19 protein-coding genes are annotated in these 23,169 nt (G+C 63.4%); 7 read left to right on the forward strand and 12 right to left on the reverse strand.

The genetic code is table 11. From position 1 onward, the window contains the following. Positions 1–33: 33 nt before the first annotated feature. The 5 genes from tkt to gnd all read right to left on the reverse strand — a co-directional run bounded on the left by tkt (position 34) and on the right by gnd (position 6,624). Positions 34–2,085, reverse strand: a complete 2,052-nt coding sequence (gene tkt / locus ACR9ZC_RS02535; RefSeq protein ID WP_481579695.1) for a transketolase — start codon at positions 2,083–2,085, stop codon at positions 34–36. A 67-nt stretch (positions 2,086–2,152) separates the two neighbouring features. Beyond that, positions 2,153–3,808 carry a glucose-6-phosphate isomerase gene (pgi, locus tag ACR9ZC_RS02540; RefSeq protein WP_481578985.1) on the reverse strand — a complete coding sequence of 552 codons (1,656 nt, stop codon included), beginning with the start codon at positions 3,806–3,808 and terminating at the stop codon, positions 2,153–2,155. Beyond that, complete coding sequence (gene tal, locus ACR9ZC_RS02545) at positions 3,805–4,887, reverse strand: transaldolase (RefSeq protein ID WP_481578986.1); 1,083 nt, start codon at positions 4,885–4,887, stop codon at positions 3,805–3,807. Before tal ends, pgi begins: the two co-directional genes overlap by 4 nt. Before the next feature lie 34 nt (positions 4,888–4,921). Further along, on the reverse strand, positions 4,922–5,614 hold the full coding sequence (locus ACR9ZC_RS02550; protein WP_481578987.1) for an HAD family hydrolase: 693 nt from the start codon (positions 5,612–5,614) through the stop codon (positions 4,922–4,924). Continuing rightward, positions 5,611–6,624: a phosphogluconate dehydrogenase (NAD(+)-dependent, decarboxylating) gene (gene gnd, locus ACR9ZC_RS02555; protein WP_481578988.1), complete on the reverse strand. Its 1,014-nt coding sequence runs from the start codon at positions 6,622–6,624 to the stop codon at positions 5,611–5,613. Before gnd ends, ACR9ZC_RS02550 begins: the two co-directional genes overlap by 4 nt. A gap of 368 nt (positions 6,625–6,992) precedes the next feature. Here gnd and ACR9ZC_RS02560 point away from each other — a divergent pair, with 368 nt between their 5' ends. Together ACR9ZC_RS02560 and ACR9ZC_RS02565 are read left to right on the forward strand one after the other, a co-directional pair. Further along, on the forward strand, positions 6,993–7,757 hold the full coding sequence (locus ACR9ZC_RS02560; RefSeq protein ID WP_481578989.1) for an HAD-IA family hydrolase: 765 nt from the start codon (positions 6,993–6,995) through the stop codon (positions 7,755–7,757). A gap of 202 nt (positions 7,758–7,959) precedes the next feature. Next, the gene (locus ACR9ZC_RS02565; protein WP_481578990.1) at positions 7,960–8,409 is read left to right on the forward strand and encodes a DUF4148 domain-containing protein; all 450 of its coding nucleotides are present in this window, start codon (positions 7,960–7,962) and stop codon (positions 8,407–8,409) included. 36 nt (positions 8,410–8,445) lie between these two features. Here the strand turns inward: ACR9ZC_RS02565 and ACR9ZC_RS02570 are convergent, their stop codons facing one another. Genes ACR9ZC_RS02570 through ACR9ZC_RS02580 form a run of 3 tightly spaced genes read right to left on the reverse strand, consistent with a single transcriptional unit; the run spans position 8,446 to position 11,662 of the window. Beyond that, the gene (locus ACR9ZC_RS02570) at positions 8,446–9,504 is read right to left on the reverse strand and encodes a hypothetical protein (protein WP_481578991.1); all 1,059 of its coding nucleotides are present in this window, start codon (positions 9,502–9,504) and stop codon (positions 8,446–8,448) included. After that, positions 9,504–10,688, reverse strand: a complete 1,185-nt coding sequence (locus ACR9ZC_RS02575; RefSeq protein WP_481578992.1) for a chromate transporter — start codon at positions 10,686–10,688, stop codon at positions 9,504–9,506. The genes ACR9ZC_RS02570 and ACR9ZC_RS02575 overlap by 1 nt, the downstream gene beginning before the upstream one ends. Then, positions 10,685–11,662 (reverse strand): chromate resistance protein ChrB domain-containing protein, encoded by a 978-nt coding sequence (locus ACR9ZC_RS02580; protein ID WP_481578993.1) that lies wholly within the window; start codon positions 11,660–11,662, stop codon positions 10,685–10,687. Before ACR9ZC_RS02580 ends, ACR9ZC_RS02575 begins: the two co-directional genes overlap by 4 nt. Positions 11,663–11,802: 140 nt before the next feature. Here ACR9ZC_RS02580 and ACR9ZC_RS02585 point away from each other — a divergent pair, with 140 nt between their 5' ends. Together ACR9ZC_RS02585 and chrA are read left to right on the forward strand one after the other, a co-directional pair. Then, positions 11,803–12,864, forward strand: coding sequence for a DMT family transporter (locus ACR9ZC_RS02585; protein WP_481578994.1), 1,062 nt, complete (start codon positions 11,803–11,805; stop codon positions 12,862–12,864). Between the two features lie 60 nt (positions 12,865–12,924). Then, on the forward strand, positions 12,925–14,160 hold the full coding sequence (chrA, locus tag ACR9ZC_RS02590) for a chromate efflux transporter (RefSeq protein ID WP_481578995.1): 1,236 nt from the start codon (positions 12,925–12,927) through the stop codon (positions 14,158–14,160). Here chrA and ACR9ZC_RS02595 read toward each other — a convergent pair. Continuing rightward, on the reverse strand, positions 14,138–15,052 hold the full coding sequence (locus tag ACR9ZC_RS02595; RefSeq protein WP_481578996.1) for a LysR family transcriptional regulator: 915 nt from the start codon (positions 15,050–15,052) through the stop codon (positions 14,138–14,140). The genes chrA and ACR9ZC_RS02595 overlap by 23 nt on opposite strands. 205 nt (positions 15,053–15,257) lie before the next feature. Here ACR9ZC_RS02595 and ACR9ZC_RS02600 point away from each other — a divergent pair, with 205 nt between their 5' ends. The 3 genes from ACR9ZC_RS02600 to ACR9ZC_RS02610 all read left to right on the forward strand — a co-directional run bounded on the left by ACR9ZC_RS02600 (position 15,258) and on the right by ACR9ZC_RS02610 (position 18,963). Further along, complete coding sequence (locus ACR9ZC_RS02600) at positions 15,258–16,475, forward strand: CaiB/BaiF CoA transferase family protein (protein ID WP_481578997.1); 1,218 nt, start codon at positions 15,258–15,260, stop codon at positions 16,473–16,475. Next, positions 16,472–17,455, forward strand: a complete 984-nt coding sequence (locus ACR9ZC_RS02605; protein ID WP_481578998.1) for a hydroxymethylglutaryl-CoA lyase — start codon at positions 16,472–16,474, stop codon at positions 17,453–17,455. Before ACR9ZC_RS02600 ends, ACR9ZC_RS02605 begins: the two co-directional genes overlap by 4 nt. Positions 17,456–17,637: 182 nt before the next feature. Then, positions 17,638–18,963, forward strand: coding sequence for an MFS transporter (locus ACR9ZC_RS02610; RefSeq protein ID WP_481579696.1), 1,326 nt, complete (start codon positions 17,638–17,640; stop codon positions 18,961–18,963). Positions 18,964–19,026: 63 nt separating this feature from the next. Here ACR9ZC_RS02610 and ACR9ZC_RS02615 read toward each other — a convergent pair whose 3' ends face one another. From ACR9ZC_RS02615 to kdpC, 3 genes are read right to left on the reverse strand one after another with little or no spacing between them, the layout of a single operon-like run. Then, positions 19,027–19,731 (reverse strand): response regulator, encoded by a 705-nt coding sequence (locus tag ACR9ZC_RS02615; protein ID WP_440558944.1) that lies wholly within the window; start codon positions 19,729–19,731, stop codon positions 19,027–19,029. A 3-nt stretch (positions 19,732–19,734) separates the two neighbouring features. Then, positions 19,735–22,518, reverse strand: coding sequence for a DUF4118 domain-containing protein (locus tag ACR9ZC_RS02620; RefSeq protein ID WP_481578999.1), 2,784 nt, complete (start codon positions 22,516–22,518; stop codon positions 19,735–19,737). Positions 22,519–22,561: 43 nt separating this feature from the next. Continuing rightward, complete coding sequence (gene kdpC, locus ACR9ZC_RS02625) at positions 22,562–23,143, reverse strand: potassium-transporting ATPase subunit KdpC (RefSeq protein WP_481579000.1); 582 nt, start codon at positions 23,141–23,143, stop codon at positions 22,562–22,564. Positions 23,144–23,169 lie beyond the last annotated feature (26 nt).

The raw sequence follows: 23,169 nt of genomic DNA on the forward strand, positions 1-23,169 counted from the left end.
TGAACAAATCACATGCGCCGTCGCTTTCCATCGCTAACGGGGCAGCGCCAGCGCGCGTGCACAGACGTTGTCGGCGGTGAAACCATACTCGCGCAACAGGACATCGGCCGGAGCCGACGCGCCGAAACGCTCCATGCCGAGCACCTCGCCGCGTTCGCCGACATAGCGATGCCAACCTTGCGGCACGCCGGCCTCCACCGCCAGCCGCGCGCTTACCGAGGGCGGCAGCACTGCGTCCCGGTACGCTTGTGGCTGGGTATCGAACAGCGTCCAGCAGGGCAGCGAGACCACGCGCACCGCAATGTTCTGCGCCAACAAACGCTCGCGCGCGGCCATTGCAAGCGCGACTTCCGAGCCGGTGGCGATCAGGATCAACGCCGGCTTGCGGTCGGGCGCGTCGGCGAGGATGTAGCCGCCGCGTCGCAGGCCCTCAGCGGCCGTGAACTGGGCGCGGTCGAAAGTCGGCACGTTCTGGCGCGTCAAGACGAGCGCAGTCGGCCGATCTCGCGTTTCCAATGCTACGCGCCAGGCTACGGCCGTTTCGTTGGCGTCGGCGGGGCGAATCACGTTGAGATTCGGCACCGCCCGCAGGCTGGCGAGTTGCTCGACGGGCTGGTGCGTCGAGCCGTCTTCGCCGAGCGCCAGACTGTCGTGCGTGAACACATAGATCACGCGCAGATGCATGAGCGCGGCAAGCCGGATCGGCGGGCGCATGTAGTCCGAAAAAATCAGGAACGTCGCGCCGAACGGTATGGTCCCGCCGTGAGCCGCCAGACCGTTCAGGATCGCACCCATGCCGTGCTCGCGCACGCCGAAGTGCAGATTGCGGCCGGCACGACTCCAGCCGCCTCCCTCCGAACCTTGCCGGTCGCGGGCGCAGGCGCCGGGGGCTTCGAAGTCGCCGAGGCCGGACAGTGCGGTAAACGTGGACGGATCGAGATCCGCGGAGCCACCGATCAGCGACGGCAAATGCGACGCGATCGCGTTCATCACCTTGCCCGATGCGACCCGCGTGGAGATGCCTTTGGCGTCGGCGGGAAAGAGCGGAATGTCCCGGTCCCAGCCGGCCGGCAATTCACCGCGCGTCGCGTTCAGCAATTCTTCCGCGAGTTCGGGAAACGCTTGCGTGTAGGCGGAGAAACGGGTGTTCCACTCAGTCTCTTTGTGCAGTCCCTCTTCCAGCGCGCGACGAAAATGTGCCCGTGCGGGCTCGGGAATATAAAACGCCGGCTCGGTCGGCCAGCCAAGGTTCTGTTTGGTCAGCCGCACCTCTTCGTCGCCGAGAGGCGAGCCGTGTGCCTTGTAGGTGTCCTGCCGGTTCGGCGAACCGTAGCCGAGATGCGTGCGCACCAGGATCAGCGACGGGCGGCGCGTTTGTGCGCGTGCACTATCCAGCGCCTGCTCGATCGCGGCAAGATCGTTGCCGTCGTCGATGGCCTGGATATGCCAGCCATAAGCTTCGAAACGTCGCGCGCGGTCTTCGGAAAACGTGATATCCGTGCCCGCAGAAAGCGTGACCTGATTGTCGTCGTAGAGATAGATCAGCTTGCCGAGCTGCAAATGCCCGGCGAGCGAAGCCGCTTCGGATGCGACGCCTTCCATCAGATCGCCGTCGCTGACGATGCCGTAAGTGTAGTGGTCGACGATGTCGAAGCCCGGGCGATTGTAGCGTGCGGCGAGATGTGTCTCTGCCATCGCCATGCCGACTCCGTTGGCGAAGCCCTGACCGAGCGGCCCGGTGGTTGTTTCGACACCGGGTGTGAGGCCGCGCTCCGGGTGGCCGGGCGTGAGACTTCCCCATTGGCGAAACTGTTTGATCTGTTCGAGCGATAGATCGTAGCCGGTCATGTGCAGCAGGCTATATAGCAGCATCGAGCCGTGGCCAGCGGACAGCACAAAGCGATCGCGGTCGAGCCACGCCGGATTCGCCGGGTTGTGTTTGAGAAAGCGGGTCCATAGCACGTGGGCCATCGGCGCGGCGCCGAGCGGCAGACCGGGATGTCCGCTATCGGCATTCTGCACAGCATCGACGGACAGAAAACGCAGCGTGTCGACACACAGAGCGTCCAGCTTCGCAGCCGTGATTGGGGCGGAAACCGAGGGTCTCGTGCATGCTCTCCTGGTTGCTGGCGAAATGAGGCGCGGTCGGGGCTCATGACGGCTCCTCGCGCAAAGAGCGGTAGCGCCGGATCAGCGCGTTGGTCGAGCTGTCGTGCGCAAACCCGGACTCGTCCGGGCTCTGGAGCTCGGGAGCGATGCGTTGCGCCAGCGCCTTGCCCAGCTCCACACCCCACTGATCGAAAGAGTCGATATTCCATATTGTCCCTTGGGTGAAGACGCTGTGTTCATAAAGCGCGATGAGCTGCCCGAGCGATTCCGGGCTCAGGCGTTCGGCGAGAATAGTGCTGGTCGGGTGATTGCCCTCGAAGACGCGATGCGGCACCAGCCAGCGCGGCGTCCCTTCGGCTTCGACTTCGGCTTGCGTCTTGCCGAACGCCAATGCTTCGGTCTGCGCGAACAGATTCGCCATCAGCAGGTCATGCGTATCGCCGAGCGGGTTCAGGCTCTGGCAGAAGCCGATGAAGTCGCAGGGAATGAAGCGGGTCCCCTGGTGAATGAGCTGGTAGAACGAATGCTGGCCGTTGGTGCCCGGCTCCCCCCAGTAGATGGGGCCTGTCTGATACCTGGTGCGCGCGCCATCGAGCGTGACGTGCTTGCCGTTGCTCTCCATCGTCAACTGCTGCAGATAGGCGGGAAAGCGCTTCAGATATTGCTCGTAGGGCAACACCGCGACCGTCTGTGCGCCGAAGAAATTGATGTGCCAGATCGCAAGCAGCCCCATCAACACCGGCAGGTTGCGCTCGAACGGCGCGGTCCGGAAATGCTGGTCCATCGCATGAAAGCCAGCTAGCATGGCGCGAAAGTGCTGCGGTCCGATCGCGAGCATCGTCGACAGCCCCACCGCGGAATCCATCGAGTAGCGACCGCCCACCCAGTCCCAGAAGCCGAACATGTTGGCGGTGTCGATGCCGAAACTGGCGACGCCCTCGGCGTTCGTGGACACGGCGACGAAGTGCCGGCGTATCGCGCGCTCGTCACCCAGAGTGCGCAGGCTCCAGGCGCGGGCGAGGCGGGCATTGGTCAGCGTCTCCTGCGTCGTGAAGGTTTTCGAACAGACGACAAACAGTGTCTCCTCGGGATCGAGATCGCGCGTGGCTTCGACAAAGTCCGTGCCGTCGACGTTCGAGATGAAGCGCAATGTCATGTCGCGCTGGCTGTAATGACGCAGCGCTTCGTAAGCCATCGCCGGACCGAGGTCGGAGCCTCCGATGCCGATATTGACGACGTTGCGAATGGGCCGATCCGTGTGACCGCGCCAGCGGCCGCTCCTGACGTTTTCGCAGAAAGCGGCCATGCGGCCGAGAACCGCGTGTACGTCGGGCACCACATCGACGCCACCGACCAGAATATGCTCGTTTTCCGGCGCCCGTAGCGCGACATGGAGCGCAGCCCGTCGCTCGGTCACGTTGATCGGTGCGCCGCTGAACATGGCATCGATCCGCTGGGCAAGACCGCATTCGCCGGCCAACTGCACGAGGAGCGCGATCGTCTCGTCGGTCACCCGATTCTTCGAGTAGTCGAGGTAGAGACCGGCGGCTTCGACTTTCAGGCGCTCGCCCCGCAGGGGATCGCCCGCGAAGAGCTGCCGCAGATGGAGATGACGCACCTTCCGGTAATGCTCCGCCAGCGCCTTCCACGCTGGCCGCTCAGTCAACGGCTGAGGCACAGCGGCGCGTTTCGTGATCACGATCGTCCTGCACGCGTTGGATCGCCCTTTCCCAGCATGGTGCTCTTCGCGGCGATTCGGCCAATGAGATCTTTCCACGACTTATCGAACGCTTGCGCTCCTTCACACTGGAGTTGGGCGGCGAGCGCGGCATCGTCGACACCGGCCCGCGCGAATTCTGCGAGCACGTCCTCGGCGTCGCCGCCATCGATCGGCAATACGCTCTTCAGTTCGCCATGATCGGCGAAGGCGTGCAGGGTCTTGTCGGGCATGGTGTTGATCGTATCAGGAGCCGCGAGCGACTCGATATAGAGGGTGTCGACGGCGTCCGGATCCTTGGTGCCGGTACTGGCCCAGAGCAGGCGCTGCGGCCGGGCGCCGGCATTTTCGAGTCGCCGCCAGCGGGGCGAAGCCAGCAACTCGCGGTACGCTTGGTACGCGCGTTTGGCGATGGCAATCCCGAGGCGGTTGCGAAGTAGCGAAGGAATCTTGTCCTGCACCGCGACATCCCAGCGGCTGACGAAAATCGACGCGACGGAAGCGACGCGCGGATCGAGTCCCGCGGCGATCCGCCGCTCGATGCCGCGCATGTACGCATGCGCTGCGGCGACGTATTGTTCGCGCGAAAACAGCAGCGTGACATTCACCGGCACGCCGGCGAAGATCGACGCTTCGATCGCGGGAACGCCTTCGGGCGTGCCCGGAATCTTGATGAACAGATTGGGACGCTGCGCGGCTCGATGCAGTTGCGCTGCCGCGTCGATGGTGCCGGCCGTATCGTGTGCGAGCAAAGGAGACACCTCCAGCGACACCCAGCCGTCCACTCCATCGGTGCTGTCGTGAATGGGACGGAACAGGTCGGCGGCCTCGGTCAAATCCTCGAGCGCCAGTTCAAAAAACAGCGCCTCTCCTGATTTCCCTTCAGCCGTCCGTTGCCGGATGGCAGCGTCATAAAAATCCGCCTCCGTGATGGCTTTATCAAAAATCGTGGGGTTGGACGTCAACCCGGTCACTGAGAGCTCGCTGATATAGCGCTGCAGCGTGCCGTCCGTCAGCAGAGCGCGCGTGATGTTATCGAGCAAGGCTTTGGCCGAGGTCATGCAGTTGTCGGGTCGGCTTCATCGATGCCTCCGGTTATGCGTTGCCCGCAGTGCCGCTGCCGAACAGCGCGGCCAGATCAGCATCGGCCAGCTCGCCGATGCGCTCGATCGTGATGTCGGCCGGCGGATATGCGGCGAGATTCGCCGGGTCCAGCGCGTAACGTCCCTGGCGTGGGAAGACCGTTGTCAGGCGGTCTTTCCATGTCTTTTTCATCGCCGCCAGAATGCGCAATTTGTCGTCGATCATCACGTAGCGCCGGGCCGGATAACGCCGCTCAACCGCATCCAGTTGCATTTCTTTGTGGATATAAATCGACACGCGGCCATCGACAGCCGCCCATAGGCCGGAGCGCTCGATCTTGCGCGGCTGGAATACCACATCGCCGTCGGAAAGAATCACCGTCAACCCCCGGCTCCGAAGATGGCGGATGGCGTCAAGCGCGCCAGGGTAGAGCACACCTGCAAACGGGTAATCGATCAGGAACGAGGACATGAATAGCAGCCGCGTGTCGCTCAGATTTTCCAGCCGAAAGCGTTGCAGCGCGCCCAGGTAGTCCGCGTAACCCAACTCGGCGCGCAGGGTTTCGAAGATCTCCCAGTAACGGTTGCAGTTCACGGAACCAAATTCGTGCGTGAGATGCGCGCGGAGATCCTCCTGTACTCGATCGTTGTCGAGCAGGGTATTGTCACAATCAAATAGAAACACCACTTCATCCGGCGCGCTCATGGAGTCTTTTCCACGTGCCCGCCGAAATCATGCCGCATGGCAGACAACACCTTGTTGGCAAAAACCGCTGCGCCATGCGAACTGAAGCGCTGATAGAGCGCAGCGCTGAGGACCGGTGCCGGCACGCCTTCGTCAAGGGCAGCCGAGAGCGTCCAACGCCCCTCTCCGGAATCCGACACGCGCCCCTCGTAGTTCTTCAGTGCCGGGTCGTTTAGAAGTGTCGTGGCGATAAGATCCAGCAACCATGAGCCGATGACGCTGCCACGGCGCCAGACTTCCGTAATTTCGGACAGGTCCAGTTCGTACTGGTAGTGCTCGGGGCTGCGCAACGGCGTCGTCTCGGCGTCCGCGTCGCGCGCCCGCTTGCCAGCATCGGCATGGCCCAGGATGTTGAGTCCTTCGGCATACGCCGCCATCACGCCGTATTCGATGCCGTTGTGGACCATCTTCACGAAGTGGCCTGCGCCTTGCGGACCACAATGCAGATAGCCCTGCTCGGCAGTGCTGACGCCCTTCTGGCGTCCGGGCGTGGGCGGCGCCGCGTCGACGCCCGGAGCCAGCGTGGCAAAGATAGGCGCAAGATGCCGCACGACATCTACTTCGCCGCCGATCATCAGGCAATAGCCACGATCGAGCCCAGCGACACCGCCGCTCGTCCCGGCATCCACATAGTGAATCCGTTGCGGCGCCAATGCCGCTGCGCGCCGGATGTCGTCCTGGTACCACGAATTGCCGCCATCGATGATCACGTCCCCGGATTCGAGAAGCGGCGTCAATCCCGCTAGCGTCGAATCGACCACCGCCGCCGGCACCATCAACCAGACTGCGCGCGGCTTTGCCAGTCGCGCGGTCAGGTCTTCGAGTGAAGACGCACCGATGACCCCATGCTGCAGAAGCTTCTGGATGGCTGCCGGCTGGGCATCGTAGACGACGCATTCGTGGCCGCCCTTGATCAGGCGCCGCACCATAGCGGATCCCATGCGTCCCAATCCAATCATGCCGAGCTGCATGTTGCCCTCCTGAATGCGATACCTTCGTGAGACGGCGAACCGGGAAACGCCACGTGAAAAAGGCAGTTCGCGCACTCCATCTCGCTTAAATATAGACGACTATGAGCAATGATCATGCACTCTCGCAGATCAGCGTGGCGGTTGTTTCTTCGTTGAAATTTGCCCGTTGACGGCGCACGTCACACGGCTTCGCGGTGAAAGCTTGCGTTTTCCTTATTTAGCCCGCTAGTACGGTCGGCGCCGGCCGGTTTCGCCGATACATTCGGGATTGCTTAACAATGGCCAAAGAAATCGTGAATTCCCTATGAGCGCGTGGCTGTCTATGCTTGGTGGCGTTTATTCGGGCCGGGCCACGACAGGAGACGCACATGGACGCCTTGATTTTCGATGTCGACGGGACGCTTGCCGACACGGAGAACGCTCACCGGGATGCGTTCAATGCCGCGTTTGCCGAGGCTGGGCTCGATTGGTACTGGGACGACGCGCTTTATACGCGGCTGCTCGATGTGGCGGGCGGCAAGGAGCGCATCCTTCGTTATTGGCGCTGCATCGAGCCTGAAGAGGCGAACGGAGCCAAAGCAGCGGAAACCGTAGCAGCCTTGCATGCGCTCAAGACGAAGTACTACGCCGAGCGCGTCGGCCGGGGAGCATTGCCGCTGCGCCCTGGTATCGCGCGGCTGGTCGCTGAGGCGAATGTGGCGGGTGTGCCTGTCGCCATTGCTACGACCACGACGCCTGTGAATATCGATGCATTGCTCGTCGCGCCGTTCGGGGCGAATTGGCGCGAACGGTTTGCTGTCATTTGCGATGGGTCGACTACGCCGGTGAAAAAGCCCGCTCCCGATGTCTATCTCGGGGTGCTCGATGCGCTCGGATTCGATGGGGGCCGGTGTGTCGCGTTCGAGGATTCCGAAAACGGTGCCCGAGCGGCCGCCGCGGCTGGCATACCCACGGTGATCACACCGACAACCTACACTCGCCATCATCGTTTCGTAGACGCATTGGCGGTGGTTTCGCATCTCGGCGAACCAGACGACCCCGTGCCCGAGCCGCTGGCCGATGCGACGCAGCGATATGTCGACTTGGCTCTACTACGGCGATGGCACGAATGCCGGGCGCGGGTTGCGCTTTGAGACTTATTTCACGGCGCGACTGTAACCGCGGCGCATAGGCCGGCGAATTAACAAGCAAGCAGCGCAGTCAAGCCCATAACGCTAGCCGATCGTGGCTGGCGTGCATCTCCCAGAGCCCGAACGCTGCGGGTCGCAGTCCGATCGAAGGACCGCGATGATCCAAACATCATGTCGTCGTTACCACGACGACCGGAGTCCCACCATGAAACCTTCATTTCGCACTGCGTCGCTGCGTTCTGCGCTCGTCGCGCCTATGTTCGCGCTCGGTGCAGCCGTCTTCGCACTACCTGCCGTCGCCCAGAGTAACGACGCGTCGCACGCGCAGATTACCCGCGCGAACGTCAGAGCACAGCTCGAGGAGCTTGTCGGCGCGGGCTACAACCCGCGCGACTGGTACCACTATCCCGACAATTTGCAGGCGGCGCAGCGCGTCGTCGATCAGCGGCATACGACCCTCGCGCAGTCGGATGCTCCGATGAAAGCAATGAGCGGGGATACGCCGACAAACGCGGCAACGTCTGATCAGAGCAGCGACTCCATGGGCGGCGTTGCTGTCGGGAAATCGGAAGCGGGCGCGCCAGCGGATGCCGGCATGACCGCGCGGCGGGCTTGCGCCGTCGGACCGGAGTGCTCGGCCTTTTACGGGCGTTGAATTTCGAGTCGGGCGGATACGATCCGCCCCGGTCGCTTACCGCGCCTCCATGACCCGCAACACGGGGTGTCCGTCGACATTCTTGAGCGGGAAATAGGCGCGGTGGGTCGCCGGATCCACCGCGACGACATGTGCATTCGGTCCGACCCGGCCTTCGCCGATCTTTTTCACTTCGGCGCCTTTCACGCTGAACATCGAGACGACGCCTGCCTCTCCCGCGACGTACAACGTCCTCGATGCCGTGTCGAACGCCAGCACGTCTGGGGCGCTGCCGACGTCGAACGATTGGAGAACGCGCCTTAAACCCATGTCGAAGACCAAAAGCTTGTCGTTTCCCTCGCAAGCGATGAACGCGATGCGATCCTGGGCGTCGATCAATAATCCGTGGTTGCCTTTTGCGCCCGTCAGAGGGAAGCGGGAAATCACGCGATCGATCGCTGGATCGATTTCGACGAGCTCATTGCGTGTCTGTACATTGACGAAGATATGACGCGATATCGGGTCATATTGGCTGTTGCCGACTTCGCCACCGAGCGGGATCGTCGCCACACGCCGTTCGGTCTGAGTGTCGATCACCGTCTCCGTTTCGCCAGTCTCGTCCGACACGTAAAGCTTGTGCGCGTCAGTGGCATAGGCCATGCCGTCGGGGTAGCGACCGCCCGGTATACGCGCGACGATCTTTAGCGCGGCTTCGTCGATTGCGACGATTTCGTTCGTTCCGGTGGCCGAAGCGTACACGCGAGACTGCTCGGGAACGACAAGCACACCGTGTACCGACGAGACGTCGCCAACGCGTCCTTGTACTCGCGATGAAGCGACGTCGAAGACGATCACCTCTCCATCGCCGAGGTGCGCGATAAAAAGCAGGTGCCGGGTGGGATCGTAACTTTCATAATCGAGACGGGTCGTCCGGCCGGGTAGTCGAATGTCAACGACGTGCTCGAGCGGCAGATCGCCCATCGACGGTTTGTCTGCCGCGGCCGAGGTGCTCCCTGCGGGCAGGCCTGCGCCGACCAGCGTCACGCATAGGCCAAAAAGCAGTACGAGGCACCGACGCGCGCCAGCCAGCCAGTTCGTTCGCGCAAGGGGCGGCATCAGAAAGCGTGGGAATGAACGAGCGGATAAACCACAAGACCCAGGAGGGCGGCCGCACCGACCACGACCGGTTCCTGAAGTTTCTTGAAGCGCCATAGCAGGGCGATCGTCGCGAGGCCAATGAGGAGGGTAGGCACATCGACGATCGAACGTTTGGCAATCACGATCACGGAGCCCGTGATGGCGCCGACCGCCGCTGCCGTAATACCGTCCACGAACGCTTTCACGCCGGGCAGGTGGCCGTACTTCTTGAAGTACGGTGCCGGGATCACCGTGAACAGATAGCACGGCAGGAACGTGCCGAATGCCGCGACGAAAGCGCCGGGCAGGCCGGCGACGAGATAACCGATAAAGCCGACCGTGATGACGACCGGCCCCGGTGTGATCATCGCGACGGCGACTGCATCGACGAACTGCTTGTCGTTGAGCCAATGGTGCTCGGTCACGACACCACCGTAAAGGAACGGCACGATCGCAAGGCCCGATCCGAAGACGAACGCGCCGGCCTTCGTGAAAAAGCCCCCGAGCTGCGCAAGCAGTGGCCAATCGAAGCCGGAAACGGCGCTGGCCCCCGCAGGTAGATTCGCCGCTGCGATCGCATGGATACCGCCCTTATGCAACCATTTCGGCGGAGCGCGCCAGAGCCAACCAATCAGTCCGCCGGCGATGAACAGCCACGCGATCTCGGATTCCGTGACGAACGTGACGATGGCGAGCGTCAGAAAGATCGCCCACAGGAGCTTGTCTTTGCCGACCGTCTTCATCGTGAGCTTATAGGCGCTCATGGCGATGATGCCGACGACGGCGGCACCCACGCCATAGAACACCGCCTGCATCCACGATAGGCCGCCAAAGTGCGCGTAGGCCCAGCCCAGCGCCACCACCATCAAAAACGAGGGTAGGACGAATGCACACCCCACGAGCGTTGCGCCGAGAATTCGGTAATGCACATAACCGAGATAAATGGCCAGTTGCGCGGCGAGCGGCCCAGGCGCGAGCTGCGCGAGTGCCAGGCCCTCCTTGTAGTCCGATTCGGTGATCCAGCCGAACCGTTCGACGAGGTCGCGGCGCATGTAACCGGCCAGCGCCACCGGGCCGCCGAAGCCGAGCGTGCCGAGCCGCAACATGTATCTGACGAGTTGGACCAATGTATAGGTCGGTGCTGCAGTGGCCACCGTGCTCACGAACCTCTCCCAATGTCTTTGTCGGCGCTCGCCGCAAAATGCGTATAGAGCGCGTCCAATACCGCCCCCATCTGCTCGAGCAATTGATTGTCGTCGTCCACGCGCTGGCGGGTGCCCGACATCACCGCCTCGAATCCGACTGCTTCCGGGGCGGCCGGCCCGCCCACGTCGAGCGCATGCACGATTTCGCCCAGTCGCAGCAGGGCCGGGTCCTGGTCCAAGCCGAAACTCGCGAGCAGGACCTCGAAGGTGACCCGCTCGCCCACATGCGTGAACGCGGCGCCGTCGAAGTCGAAACCGAGTGCATCGGCCGGGCATTCGTCCGGCGATGTCAGCCATACGAAGCGCGCATCGGAATCGATGAAGCGCCGAATGAGCCAGGCACTGGCTACGCGATCCACCCACATTCGGCGGCGCGTGGCCCAGATGCGGCCCCGGTACTGATCGTGTGACAGGAGACGGATGGGGTGTTCGGCAGGATGCGGCTCACCGGGCGAGAGCACGGTATCGACGAGCGCGACGAGGTCCTGCCACGCCACTTCGGCGCGGGTGGCGGCATCGTCCGGGAAGTAATCGATTGCCCGAATGGTCTCGTAATCTTTGCGCATGCGTCGCAGCAAACGCGTCAATTCAGTAGCCGACTGACCCTCGATGGTTCTGCGCGCCTCCGCCAGCGACTGGATGAACGCGTCGTAGTCGCTTTCGCGGTCGAACAACGCGCGGAACGCCTGTTCCTGAGATGCATCGAGGCCCGGCGCGCGCAGCAGGTGGGCGGTGCCGCCACTCTCGGCGATGGCGTCGGCCAGCTCGCGCAACATGTCTTCGTGGGCATCGCTATAGGGTAAGAGATAGACGCCGTCCCGCAGGACGGCGCAGCCTTTTGCCTTGAGCGCGCGGTAAAAACGCATGCGCGCTGTCGCGTTCTCGGTGGGCAGCGTCAGTATGAGCAGAGACCACATCAGAGGTGTATCCATGTAGAGTATCCTACACAGACGTTAATATTGATACAAGTTAACTCGTGCCCCGGTCCGTAACCCTTGTCGATCCAGCGATCCCGATTCGTTAAACTGCGTGCATAGGCGCCGCGCGCGCCGATTCCAACCACCTCATTCCGATGAATTCAAGACTCAGCGCAGTGTTCGTCGCGCTCGCTGCCGCGGCGCTGTTCGGCGCCGCCACCCCGATCGCCAAAGCGCTTCTTGGTTCGATGTCACCCTTCATGGTGGCGGGTCTCTTTTACCTCGGCAGCGGCGTCGGGCTCGGCATGGGCATCGTCGCCCGCAGTGTCCGACGGTCCGATGCCCAGGCGCGCGCCAGCCATCGAATCCAGAAAGCCGAACTGCCCTGGCTCATGGGCGCGATCGTGACCGGCGGTGTCGCGGGACCCGCGCTGCTCATGCTCGGGCTCGCGAGCACGTCGGCAGCGACCAGTTCGTTGCTACTGAATCTCGAAAGCGTGCTCACCGCCGTCATCGCATGGGTCGTCTTTCGCGAGAACGTCGACATCCAAGTATTCCTCGGGATGGTGGCTATCGTCGCGGGAGGCGTGCTGCTGTCGTGGCACCCGGGTCAGGTAGCGGTTCCCGTCGGGGCGCTGCTCATCGTCGGTGCCTGTTTGTGCTGGGCGATCGACAACAACCTGACACGCAAGGTGTCCGCGAACGATGCGATGGTGATCGCCTGTCTGAAGGGCTTGATCGCGGGCTCCGTGAATCTCGCCATCGCCTTTGCGACGGGAGCGGCACTGCCGGCCGTGGGCATCGTCGGCGCTGCGATGCTCACGGGACTGGCCGGCTACGGCGTGAGCCTCGTCCTGTTCGTCGTTGCGCTCCGCCACCTCGGGACTGCGAGGACAGGAGCGTATTTCTCGGTTGCTCCGCTCTTCGGGGTTGCGCTTTCGCTCGTGCTATGGCCTGAGCTACCTTCCGTATCGTTCTGGCTAGCGGCAGCGCTAATGGCGCTTGGCGTTTGGCTGCACGTGCGCGAGCGCCATGAGCATGAGCATAGCCACGACTTCCTCGAGCACAGTCATCGGCACCGCCACGACGAACACCATCGGCACGAGCACGACTTCCCGTATGCGGGCGACGAACCGCATACCCATCCGCATGTTCATTTGCCCATTACGCACTCGCACGCGCATTTCCCGGACATTCATCACCGCCATCAGCACTAGGCGCTCTCGCGCGGCAGAAAAATCGTCGTCCGTGCGCACGCTCATCACGTCAAAGGGTTTATGGAAGCAGGCATATCGAAGTCGCACGCGAGCCGCGCGGGCTCCGCACTCGAGGTTCTGTCGGTTTTTCTGAGGCTGGGGCTGACCTCGTTCGGCGGCCCTGTCGCCCACATCGGATATTTCCGTCGGGAGTTCGTCGAGCGGCGCCGTTGGCTCGACGATGCGACGTTCGCCGACCTCGTCGGCCTTTGCCAATTTCTTCCGGGGCCCGCGAGCTCTCAGGTGGGATTCTCGATCGGTTTGCTCCGTGCGGGATGGCGCGGCGCCCTTGCCGCATGGTGCGGCTTCACGCTGCCCTCGATCGCGTTGTCGATCGCTTTCGCCCTCGTTGCCCCCTCACTGGGCGGCCCGCTCGGCAGCGGCCTGATCCATGGGCTCAAGCTCGTTGCGGTAGCCGTTGTGGCGCAAGCGGTATGGGACATGGCGCGCCGCCTATGCCCCGACCATCGCCGCGCTGCTGTCGCGTTGATCGCCATGGCGATTCTTGCTGTCCTGAGCACCGCCTATGCGCAGTTGATTGTGATCGTGCTCGGGGCGTGCCTTGGCATGGTGTTGTGCAGAGCTTCCGCCTCGCAGAGCATGGCGGGCATGGGTCGACACGCGCGCGAGTTCCACGTGTCGCGCACCGTAGGGGCGATCGCGCTGATACTGTTTTGTGCGCTTCTTTTCGGGATGCCGGCATGGGCGGCGGCCGATTCGACGCATACCATCCGCATATTCGACGCCTTTTACCGCTCCGGCGCGCTGGTCTTCGGTGGCGGCCACGTGGTGCTTCCGCTACTGCAACACGAAACAGTCGCGACGGGCTGGGTATCGTCGAACGACTTTCTGGCGGGCTATGGCGCCGCTCAGGCCGTCCCGGGCCCGCTCTTCACGTTCGCCGCCTTTCTCGGCTGGATCATGGCCGGCACGCCCGGTCATGGCTGGGGCGCGTTGTTGGCAACGGCCGGCATCTTCTTGCCGGGCTTGCTGCTGGTCCTTTCAGCGTTGCCCTACTGGCAAGCGCTTCGCGCGCATCCGTCGATGGCCGCAGCGCTCGCGGGTGTCAATGCCGCGGTCGTCGGGCTGCTGGCGACCGCGTTGTACTCGCCCGTCTGGACGAGTGCCGTTCATTCGGGGGCCGATTTCGCGATCGCCACGGTTGGCTTCTTTTTGCTGACACGCTGGAAAGTGCCGCCGCTCGTTGTCGTACTACTTTGCGCGGTAGCGGGCGTTATCGAAGTACTCCCGCATTGACGGACCCCGTGAGGTGCGTCACGAGCAACCGAGCTGGCTTGGGCAAGACAGCGAGGTCCCGCGCACAGATGAGCAGTGCACGGTGCGCCCAGTCTTCGGCAAGCTCGATTTTGCGTAACCCCATCGAGCGCAAATACGGCCGCACGGCCGCCGCGGGCAGCACGGCGACGCCGAGCCCGGCCGCGACCATCATGCACATGGCGTCGAAGCTGCGCACGCGAATGCGCAGCTTCAGCCGCCGGCCGATCGATTCGGTGGCGTGTTCGAGCCGTTTGGCCAACGAGGTACCCCGTGAAAGGCTGACGAAGTCGTACTCGAGTGCCTCGTCGAACGAGATCGATCGGTGGGCGGCAAGCGCATGGCCGTTCGGCACGACGAGCACCAACTGATCGCGCCGATAAGGGACGGTCTGCAGGCCCAGCATGGGCGTCGATTCCGCAAGAATGCCAAAGTCCGCTTCACCGTCGAAGACGGCCGTCGCCACGCGGTCGCTGTTCTGCTCTTCGAGTTCGATGCGGATTTGCGGATTGGCCGCCGTGAAAGCGGCGATCTCGGCCGGCAGGAACTGCGTGACCGCCGAGGTATTGGCCCAAAGCCGCACCACGCCGACGACGCCCGCGGCGTAGTCCGAGAGATCCGCGCTCAACACGTCCACATCGTTGAGAATGCGTTGCGCGTGCCGCTGTAACGCGGTGCCCGCCGCCGTCAGTACGATCCCGCGGGAATGACGCTCGAAGAGGGCGACACCCAGCGCGGCTTCGAGGTCCGCGATCCGCTTGCTTGCAGCGCCCACCGCGAGATGCGCCAGTGCCGCGCCCTTGCTGATGCTACCGCTGCGCACCACCAGGCTGAACAGCGAGAGCGAGACGAGATCCAGGCGGTGCAGATTCATGATCGGGCGTAAGTCGGTAACGATTTACCGTGCCGAGCATTATGCAATATCGCTCTTCATCCCCCGATAGCGGTTAGGGAAGACCCTGAATCGGCTTTCGCGTTTCGCGAAAGCTGGATGCGCGACTGTGACATTCCGCCGAGTTGGGCGGGCTCGCATAATCGCCTCCAATCGAAATAGCCAGGACTTCAGGGGAGATAGGCCAATGAGCGGTCAACCATCGACTTCCATTTCACCGGCAGCACTCGATGGCATCCGGGTCATCGAAATGGGACAGTTGATTGCGGGGCCATTCGCCGGCAAAACACTCGGTGAATTCGGCGCAGATGTCATCAAGATCGAACCGCCCGGCGCGGGCGATCCGTTGCGCAACTGGCGCCTCATGAAAGACGGTACGTCGGTCTGGTGGCAGGTGCAATCGCGTAACAAGCGCTCCATTGCACTCGATCTGCGCAGCGCGCAAGGGCAGGAAGTGGCACGCGCGCTGATCGCACAGGCCGACGTGCTCATCGAAAACTTCCGGCCCGGTACGCTCGAGGCCTGGGGCATGGGCTATGAAACGCTTTGCGAGATCAACCCGGGTCTCATCATGCTGCGCATCTCGGGGTACGGCCAAAGCGGACCCTACCGGGACTTGCCGGGCTTCGGCTCGATAGGCGAGGCGATGGGCGGACTGCGGCACCTCACCGGTGAGCCCGGGCGCGTGCCGGTGCGTTGCGGAATCTCGATCGGCGACACGCTGGCGGCATTGCACGGCGTGATCGGCGTTTTGATGGCGCTTTACCATCGCGACGCTCGCGGCGGAAAAGGGCAGGTGATCGACGTAGCGCTGCACGAAGCCGTATTCAACGTCATGGAGAGTCTGATTCCGGAATACAGCGCGTTCGGCGCCGTGCGCGAAGCGGCGGGTAGCGCGTTGCCCGGTATTGCACCATCGAACGCCTATCGGTGCACGGATGGTTATGTGCTCGTCGCCGGTAACGGCGACAGCATTTTTCGGCGCCTGATGAGCGTCATCGGCCGCGACGATCTGGCCGCCGATCCGTCGCTCGCCGACAACGCGGGGCGCGTTGCGCGTGTCGACGAACTCGACGAGGCGATCGGCGCATGGACAGCGTCGCGCACGTCGCAGGAGGTGCTCGATACGCTATCGGCCGCGCGCGTACCGGCCGGCAAAATCTATACGGCCAAGGACATCGCGGAGGATCCCCACTATCGGGCGCGGGAGATGATCCTGCGGCAAACGACGCGGGAAGGCTACGAACTCGCCGTGCCCGGCATCGTGCCGAAACTGACCGGCACGCCGGGCGTAATTCGTTCGGCCGCGCCGCGGCTCGGAGACGACACCGAGACTGTGTTGAGAGAGGCCGGCCTGACCGACGACATGATCCGCACGCTGCGTGAACAAGGGGCGATCGCATGAAGAGCTGGCAAGGGAATCATCGACGCATTCATCTGCACGAGGTCGCGCCGCGCGACGGCTTGCAGTCGGAACGCGCGTTCGTGACAACCGATCGGAAGATCGCGTTGGTCGACGCGCTCTCGCTCACGGGCGTCGCCAAGATCGAAGTCACGGCATTCGTCTCGCCTCGGGCGATTCCCTCGCTTCGCGACGCCGATGCCGTACTGCGGGGCATCGAGCGGCGTCCGGGCGTCGTGTACGTGGCGTTGGTGCCGAACGTGTACGGTGCCGAACGCGCCATCGAGGCGCGGGCCGACGAACTCAACCTCGTCATGTCGGCGAGCGAAAGCCACAACCTCTCGAATCTGCGGATGGCACGCGAGCAATCCTGGCAAGGATTGCTCCAGGTCGCGCGTCTCGCGCACGAGGCTGGGGTGGCCGTCAACGTTTCGCTGTCGTGCGCCTTTGGCTGCCCGATGGAGGGCGATGTGCCCGCGGATACGGTGCTCGAGTGGTCTGGACGCTTCGTCGAGGAAGCCCATGCGCGCAGTGTCACGCTGTGCGACACCACGGGCATGGCCTACCCGAGCCAGGTCGCGGCCTTGACGCAGACGTTCTGTACGCGCTGGCCGGCCACCGAGCTCACGCTGCATTTTCATAACACGCGCGGCATGGGGCTGGCCAACGTTCTTGCCGCCATCGATGCCGGGGCGACACGCTTCGACGCATCGTTGGGCGGAATCGGCGGCTGCCCCTACGCACCGGGCGCGAGCGGCAACGTGTGCAGCGAAGAGATCGTGCATGCGCTCGAACTGATGGGATACGACACCGGCGTCGATCTGGATGCGTTGCTCGCGATTTCGCGTCAACTGCCCGGAATGCTCGGGCATGACACGCCGAGCCAGCTCGTCAAGTCGGGGCAGCGGCTCGATCTGCATCCGCGACCCGCCGATTACGACGCGATCGTTCAGCGCGCGCTCGAACGCGGCACCGGCAGTTGACAGCGCGCTCTCATCGGCGCATCGCGAATGCAGGCGAAACCCTACCGGCGATCCGATCGAGGTCGCCGATGCCCATCCAAATCGGAGGAGACATGAAAAGAGAAGCCACGTTACCTGAGCAGAAGTCCGCGGAAATAGCCGCGCGCTTCGACCGCCTGCCACCTTCGCGTACCGTCTGGACGATGGTGATCCTGATCTCGCTTGGCGGGTTTTTCGAGTTCTACGACTTGTTCTTCACCGGCTATGTCGCGCCGGGGATGGCCCGCTCGGGACTCTTCACGCCCGAATCGCTCGGATTCTTCTCGGCGCTCGGCCCACTGAAGGTTGCCGGGTTCGGGACCTTCGTGTTTTCGACGTTCATGGGGCTCTGGGTCGGCGCGCTCGCGTTCGGACAAGTTGCCGACCGGTGCGGGCGACGGATGATCTTCACGTGGTCCCTCATCTGGTACGTCGTCTGCACGACGATCATGGCGTTCCAGACGACAGGGCTCTGGCTCAACGTCTGGCGCTTTGCCGCGGGTGTCGGACTCGGCATCGAGCTCGTCACCATCGACACCTACATCTCCGAGTTGATCCCGAGCCGGGAGCGCGGCCGCGCCTATGCCGTGAACCAGGTCGTTACGTTTTCCGCCGTGCCGGTGGTCGCGTTTCTCGCGTTCGCGTTGAAGGACATGCGGCCGTTCGGACTCGATTACTGGCGCGTGGTCGTGTTGATCGGCTCGCTCGGTGCGGTGGCGGTCTGGTTCTTGCGGCGCAACATCCCGGAAAGCCCGCGCTGGCTCGCGCGTCATCAGCGCGTCGAAGAAGCGGAGCGGATCGTCGCCGACATCGAACGTCGCGTGGCGGCTGAACGTGGCATCGCGCTAAGCGCCCCGCAACCGGCGCAGCCCGAGAAAGAAGGGCGCGGATCGCTCATGGAAGCGCTGCGGCCTCCCTATCGGAAACGCACGGTGATCATGTCGGTGTTCAACATGGCGCAGGTGATCGGTTTCTATGGATTCGCCGCCTGGGTGCCGACGCTGCTCGTGAGCCGCGGCGTGCACGTGACGTCGAGTCTTGCCTACGCGTTCGTGATCGCGATCGCCAATCCGTTTGGTCCCCTGCTAGGGGTATGGTTTGCAGACAAGTTCGAGCGCAAGACGCAAATCGTGGCGAGCCTTGCAGCGATGGGCGTCGTGATCGTGCTGTTCTCGCAGGCGTCGTCTCCGGCGCTGCTGATCGCGCTCGGCGTGCTGTTCACGCTGGCATCGAACGTCATGTCGTTTGCCTACCATGGCTACCAGGCAGAACTGTATCCGACGCGGATACGCGCGCGTGCGGTCGGCTTCGTCTACTCGTGGAGCCGTCTCGCCGCGGCATTCGCGGGGCTCGCGATCGGAATCCTGCTGCACGGCTACGGCGTGCCCGGCGTCGCGGCGTTCATCGGGACGTCGATGCTCGTCGGGATTGCCGCGATTTTGCTGGGACCTGCGACGCGCGGGCTCGCGCTCGAAAAGATCAGCCATTGACGATATGTCGGCGACGAGCCGCATACGATCTGTCGGTTCGTCGAACGCGAGGCCGAGAAGACGTCAGTTCATTCCCGTGAGCCGGTAGCCGACTCCTGTCTCCGTGATGATGTGCTGAGGTTGCGTCGGATCGCGCTCGAGCTTGTGCCGGAGGTTGCGCATATAAATACGCAAGTAGTGTGCGTTGTCGGTGCGCGCGGGCCCCCAGACTTCCCTCAGCAATTGCTGGTGCGTCAACACACGGCCTGCGTGCCGTATCAGCAAGAGCAGCAAGCGATACTCGATCGGCGTGAGATGCACGGCGGCGCCGTCGCGCTCGACGGTCCGCAACTCCAGATCGACCGTTACGTCGCCGAAGCGCGCTTTGGATGTTTCAGATGCACCATTGGCATTGCGATTATGCCGCCGCAGATGCGCGCGAATGCGCGCCAACAGCTCGGCGGCACCGAACGGCTTCGTCAGAAAATCGTCCGCGCCCGCATCGAGCGCGGCGACTTTCTCCTCCTCGCGCGTACGCGCCGATAACACGATGACCGGCATCGAGGACCATTCCCGCAGCCGCCGGATCACATCGACACCATCGATGTCCGGCAACCCCAGATCGACGATGGCAAGATCCGGCCGCGCGTTCGCCGCGAGCGACAACCCTCGGCGCCCGGACTCGGCGTCGAGCATGCGCATCGCCTCGCTTTCGAGGCACGCCTGTACGAAGCGACGGATGCGGCTGTCGTCTTCGATCAGCAGTACGGTGATGGCGGGTTCCGACATGAGTTATCCGTTCCTATCGCCGGGCGTAGCATCGAAACCTTCGATGGGCAAACTCGCCAGCGGCGTTTCGTTCGCAGGCAACATGAACCAGAACGTCGCACCGAGCACCGCACCGTCCGCCGCGATGCGATTCATGGCGCCGATCTTGCCTGCGTGGGCTTCCACGATCGCGCGGCAGATTGCAAGACCGAGGCCGATGCCCGGCTTCGCGGATTCCTTTTCGCCGCGCGTAAACTTCTCGAATATGCGCGACGCCATGGCCACAGGCAAGCCCGGACCCTCATCCTGGACTTCGACCTTGACGTAACGCCCGTCGCCTTCATGCAGCACCGACGCCACCACGCAGATCGGCGAGCCGGCCGGCGTGTACTTCGAGGCATTCTCGAAGAGGTTGGCGAAGAGCCGCTCCACGAGCACCGCATCGAGCTCGATGAGCGGCAGGTCCGCAGGCACACGCGTGCGGATCGGCCGGCCCGCGAGTATACGCCGGCACGTGGCGAGCGCGGAGCCGATGACTTCCTCGATCGACGACCACTGACGATTGATTTTCATGCTGCCTTCCTGCAGGCGAGCCATGTCGAGCAAATTGGTGACGACGCCCGTCATGCGCAGCGCCTCGTCGTGAATGGCCTCGGCAAGCTCGAACGAACGTGCCTCGCCGATCTTCGCTCTACCGGGCTCTGCGGCCAACATGGACGCAAAGCCGACGATGGACGTCAACGGCGTACGCAGGTCGTGCGAAATGGCCGACAAGAGGGAATTTCGCAATCTTTCGGACTCCATATTGACCAGCGCGTCCTGGGCGATTTCGACGTAGTGCACACGTTCGAGCGCAAGCGCAATTTGAGCGGCGAACGTCTCGATCATCCGCCGCTGCTCGGGGACCTGGAGATCCTCCATGCGCGGCGAAACCAGCGCCATGACGCCCCGCGTGCGCATCGGCGCCTTGAGCGGCAAGTAAAGCGCACTCGTGGCCGGAAGCGTGTCCGTGCCGTGCCCGGCTGGCTTTTGTTGATCGTAGACCCACTGCGCGATGTCCTTGTCGATCTCGGCCTCGGCGAGCGTGACGGCCGGGTCCGGGTTTTCGATCTTGGGCCGCACGCTCTCGTTGCTGTCCGGCAAAAGAATCGCGACGCGTGCCTGGAAGACTTCGGCCACGTGCCGGGAGCCGGTTTCGATGATCTGGACCGTAGCGAGCGCGGCACCGAGTTCCCGCGTCATGGCGAACATCGCGCCCGTGCGGCGCTCGCGCAGGTTCGCGATACGCGCCTGCCCGCGCAAGCTCGCCGTGAGATGACTGATCGTCAGCGAAGTGGCCAGCATGACCGCAAACGTCAGCAGGTATTGTGTATCCGATACGGTGAACGAAAGGCGCGGCGGCACGAAGAAGAAGTCGAACGAGGCGACGCCGAGAAACGAAATCAGCACGCCCGGTCCGCGCCCGAGCCGGGCCGCCGTGAAAATCGTGCCGAGCAGGTAAAGCATGACGAGGTTGGCGAGCGAGACCCGCCCGAGCGCCTGGCTGGCGATGACGGTGATGGCCGCACACAGACCGATCGCGTACAGATACGACGAGGGCTTCGAACGCTTTACCTCGGCATCCGGGCCCGCGAAACGTGCAGCCGACTCGCGACGCTCGGCTTGTTCGCGTACGGCGCCCGAGTTCACGAGTGTCACGTCGATGTCGCGTGCGGCACCGATCAGCCGCTCGCCGGTCGAGCGATGCAGCCATGCGGACCAGCCGGAAGCAGGCGATGCACCCACCACGAGCTTCGACACATTACGCATGCGCGCATAGGCGATCAGCGTTTTCGGCGGGTCTTCTCCCTGCAGCGTTACGGTTTCGGCGCCGAGCTCGGAAGCGAGCTTCAACGCATCGAGCGTTCGCTTGCGAATCGCATTGGGCAGACGCTGCAGTCTTGGCGTTTCGACATAGACGGCAAGCCAGTCCGCCTTGAGACTTGCTGCGAGCCGCGCGGCGGCGCGCACGAGCGTCGCGCTCTCGGGGCCCGCGCCGACACACACGATGATGCGCTCGCGCGCTTGCCAGATACGCTCGATCGATTGATCGGCGCGATATTCGCGCATCTGTGCGTCCACGCGGTCAGCCGTGCGCCGCAAGGCCAGTTCGCGCAGCGCGATCAGGTTGCCCTTGCGGAAGAAATTCCGGACCGCGTGCTCCGCCTGACGGGGCAGGTAGACCTTGCCCTCTTGCAGGCGTTCGAGCAATTCATCCGCCGGCAGATCGACGAGCGTCACGTCGTCGGCGAGATCGAACACGCGGTCCGGCACGGTTTCCCATACACGGATACCGGTGATCTGTCCGACGATATCGTTCAGGCTCTCGAGATGCTGAACATTGACGGTCGTATAGACGTCGATGCCGGCGTCCAGCAGCTCGTACACGTCCTGCCAGCGCTTCATGTGCCGCGAGCCCTGCACGTTGGAATGCGCGAGCTCGTCGACGAGAATCAGCCCGGGCTTGCGCGCGAGCGCCGCATCGAGATCGAACTCGGACAACTGGTGCCCGCGATACTCGATCGTTGCGGGAGGGATGACCTGGAGCCCTTCGATGAGGCCTACCGTTTCCTTGCGGCCGTGCGTCTCCACGACGCCGACGACCACGTCGACACCTTCGTCGCGGCGCCGCCTCGCCGCCTGCAGCATCGCATACGTTTTGCCGACGCCGGCGGAGGCGCCGAAGAATATCTTCAACCGGCCGCGACTGCGCTTTTCTTCGTCCCGCTGAATTTTTTCGAGCAGCGCGTCGGGATCGGGACGTTCCATAGTGCCTCGTTGCAGGAATGGGCCATATGCGAGCTTAGCCTAATCAATGCACGCGTTGAATTCGATCGAGTGCAAGATTCAGCCGTAGTACGTTCACGCGCGGCTCGCCCAGCACGAGGAACTGCCGGCCAGACGTATTCTGCTCGATCGTGCGATACACCTGATCGAGCGTCAGGCCGCGCGCCTTTGCCACCCGGGACGCCTGATATGCCGCGGCTGCCGGCGAGATATCGGGATCGAGACCACTGCCCGACGAGGTGACGAGATCGACGGGAATCGGTGCCGTATTCGTCGGATCGGCTGCATGCAACGCCAGGATCCGTCCCTCCACTTCGTCGGCGAGCGCGGGATTCGTCGGTCCCAGGTTCGAGCCGCCGGAGTTCTGAGCGTTGTAGGGGTTCGGCGTGGTGGCCGATAACCGTCCCCAGAAATAACCGGGTGCATCGAACTGCTGGCCGATCAATTCGGAGCCGACCGGCTTGCCGTTTATCTCGAGGATGCTGCCATTCGCCTGACGAGGAAATACCGCCTGGCCTATCGCCGTGACGATGACCGGATAGGCGATACCCGTGATCAGTGTCATCGCTGCAAATAGCACGAGCGTCGGTCGCAATAGGTTTTTCATGATCGATCGAATAAGAAAGGGATTCG

It is taken from the genome of Trinickia sp. HAY1-2D (assembly GCF_056754935.1).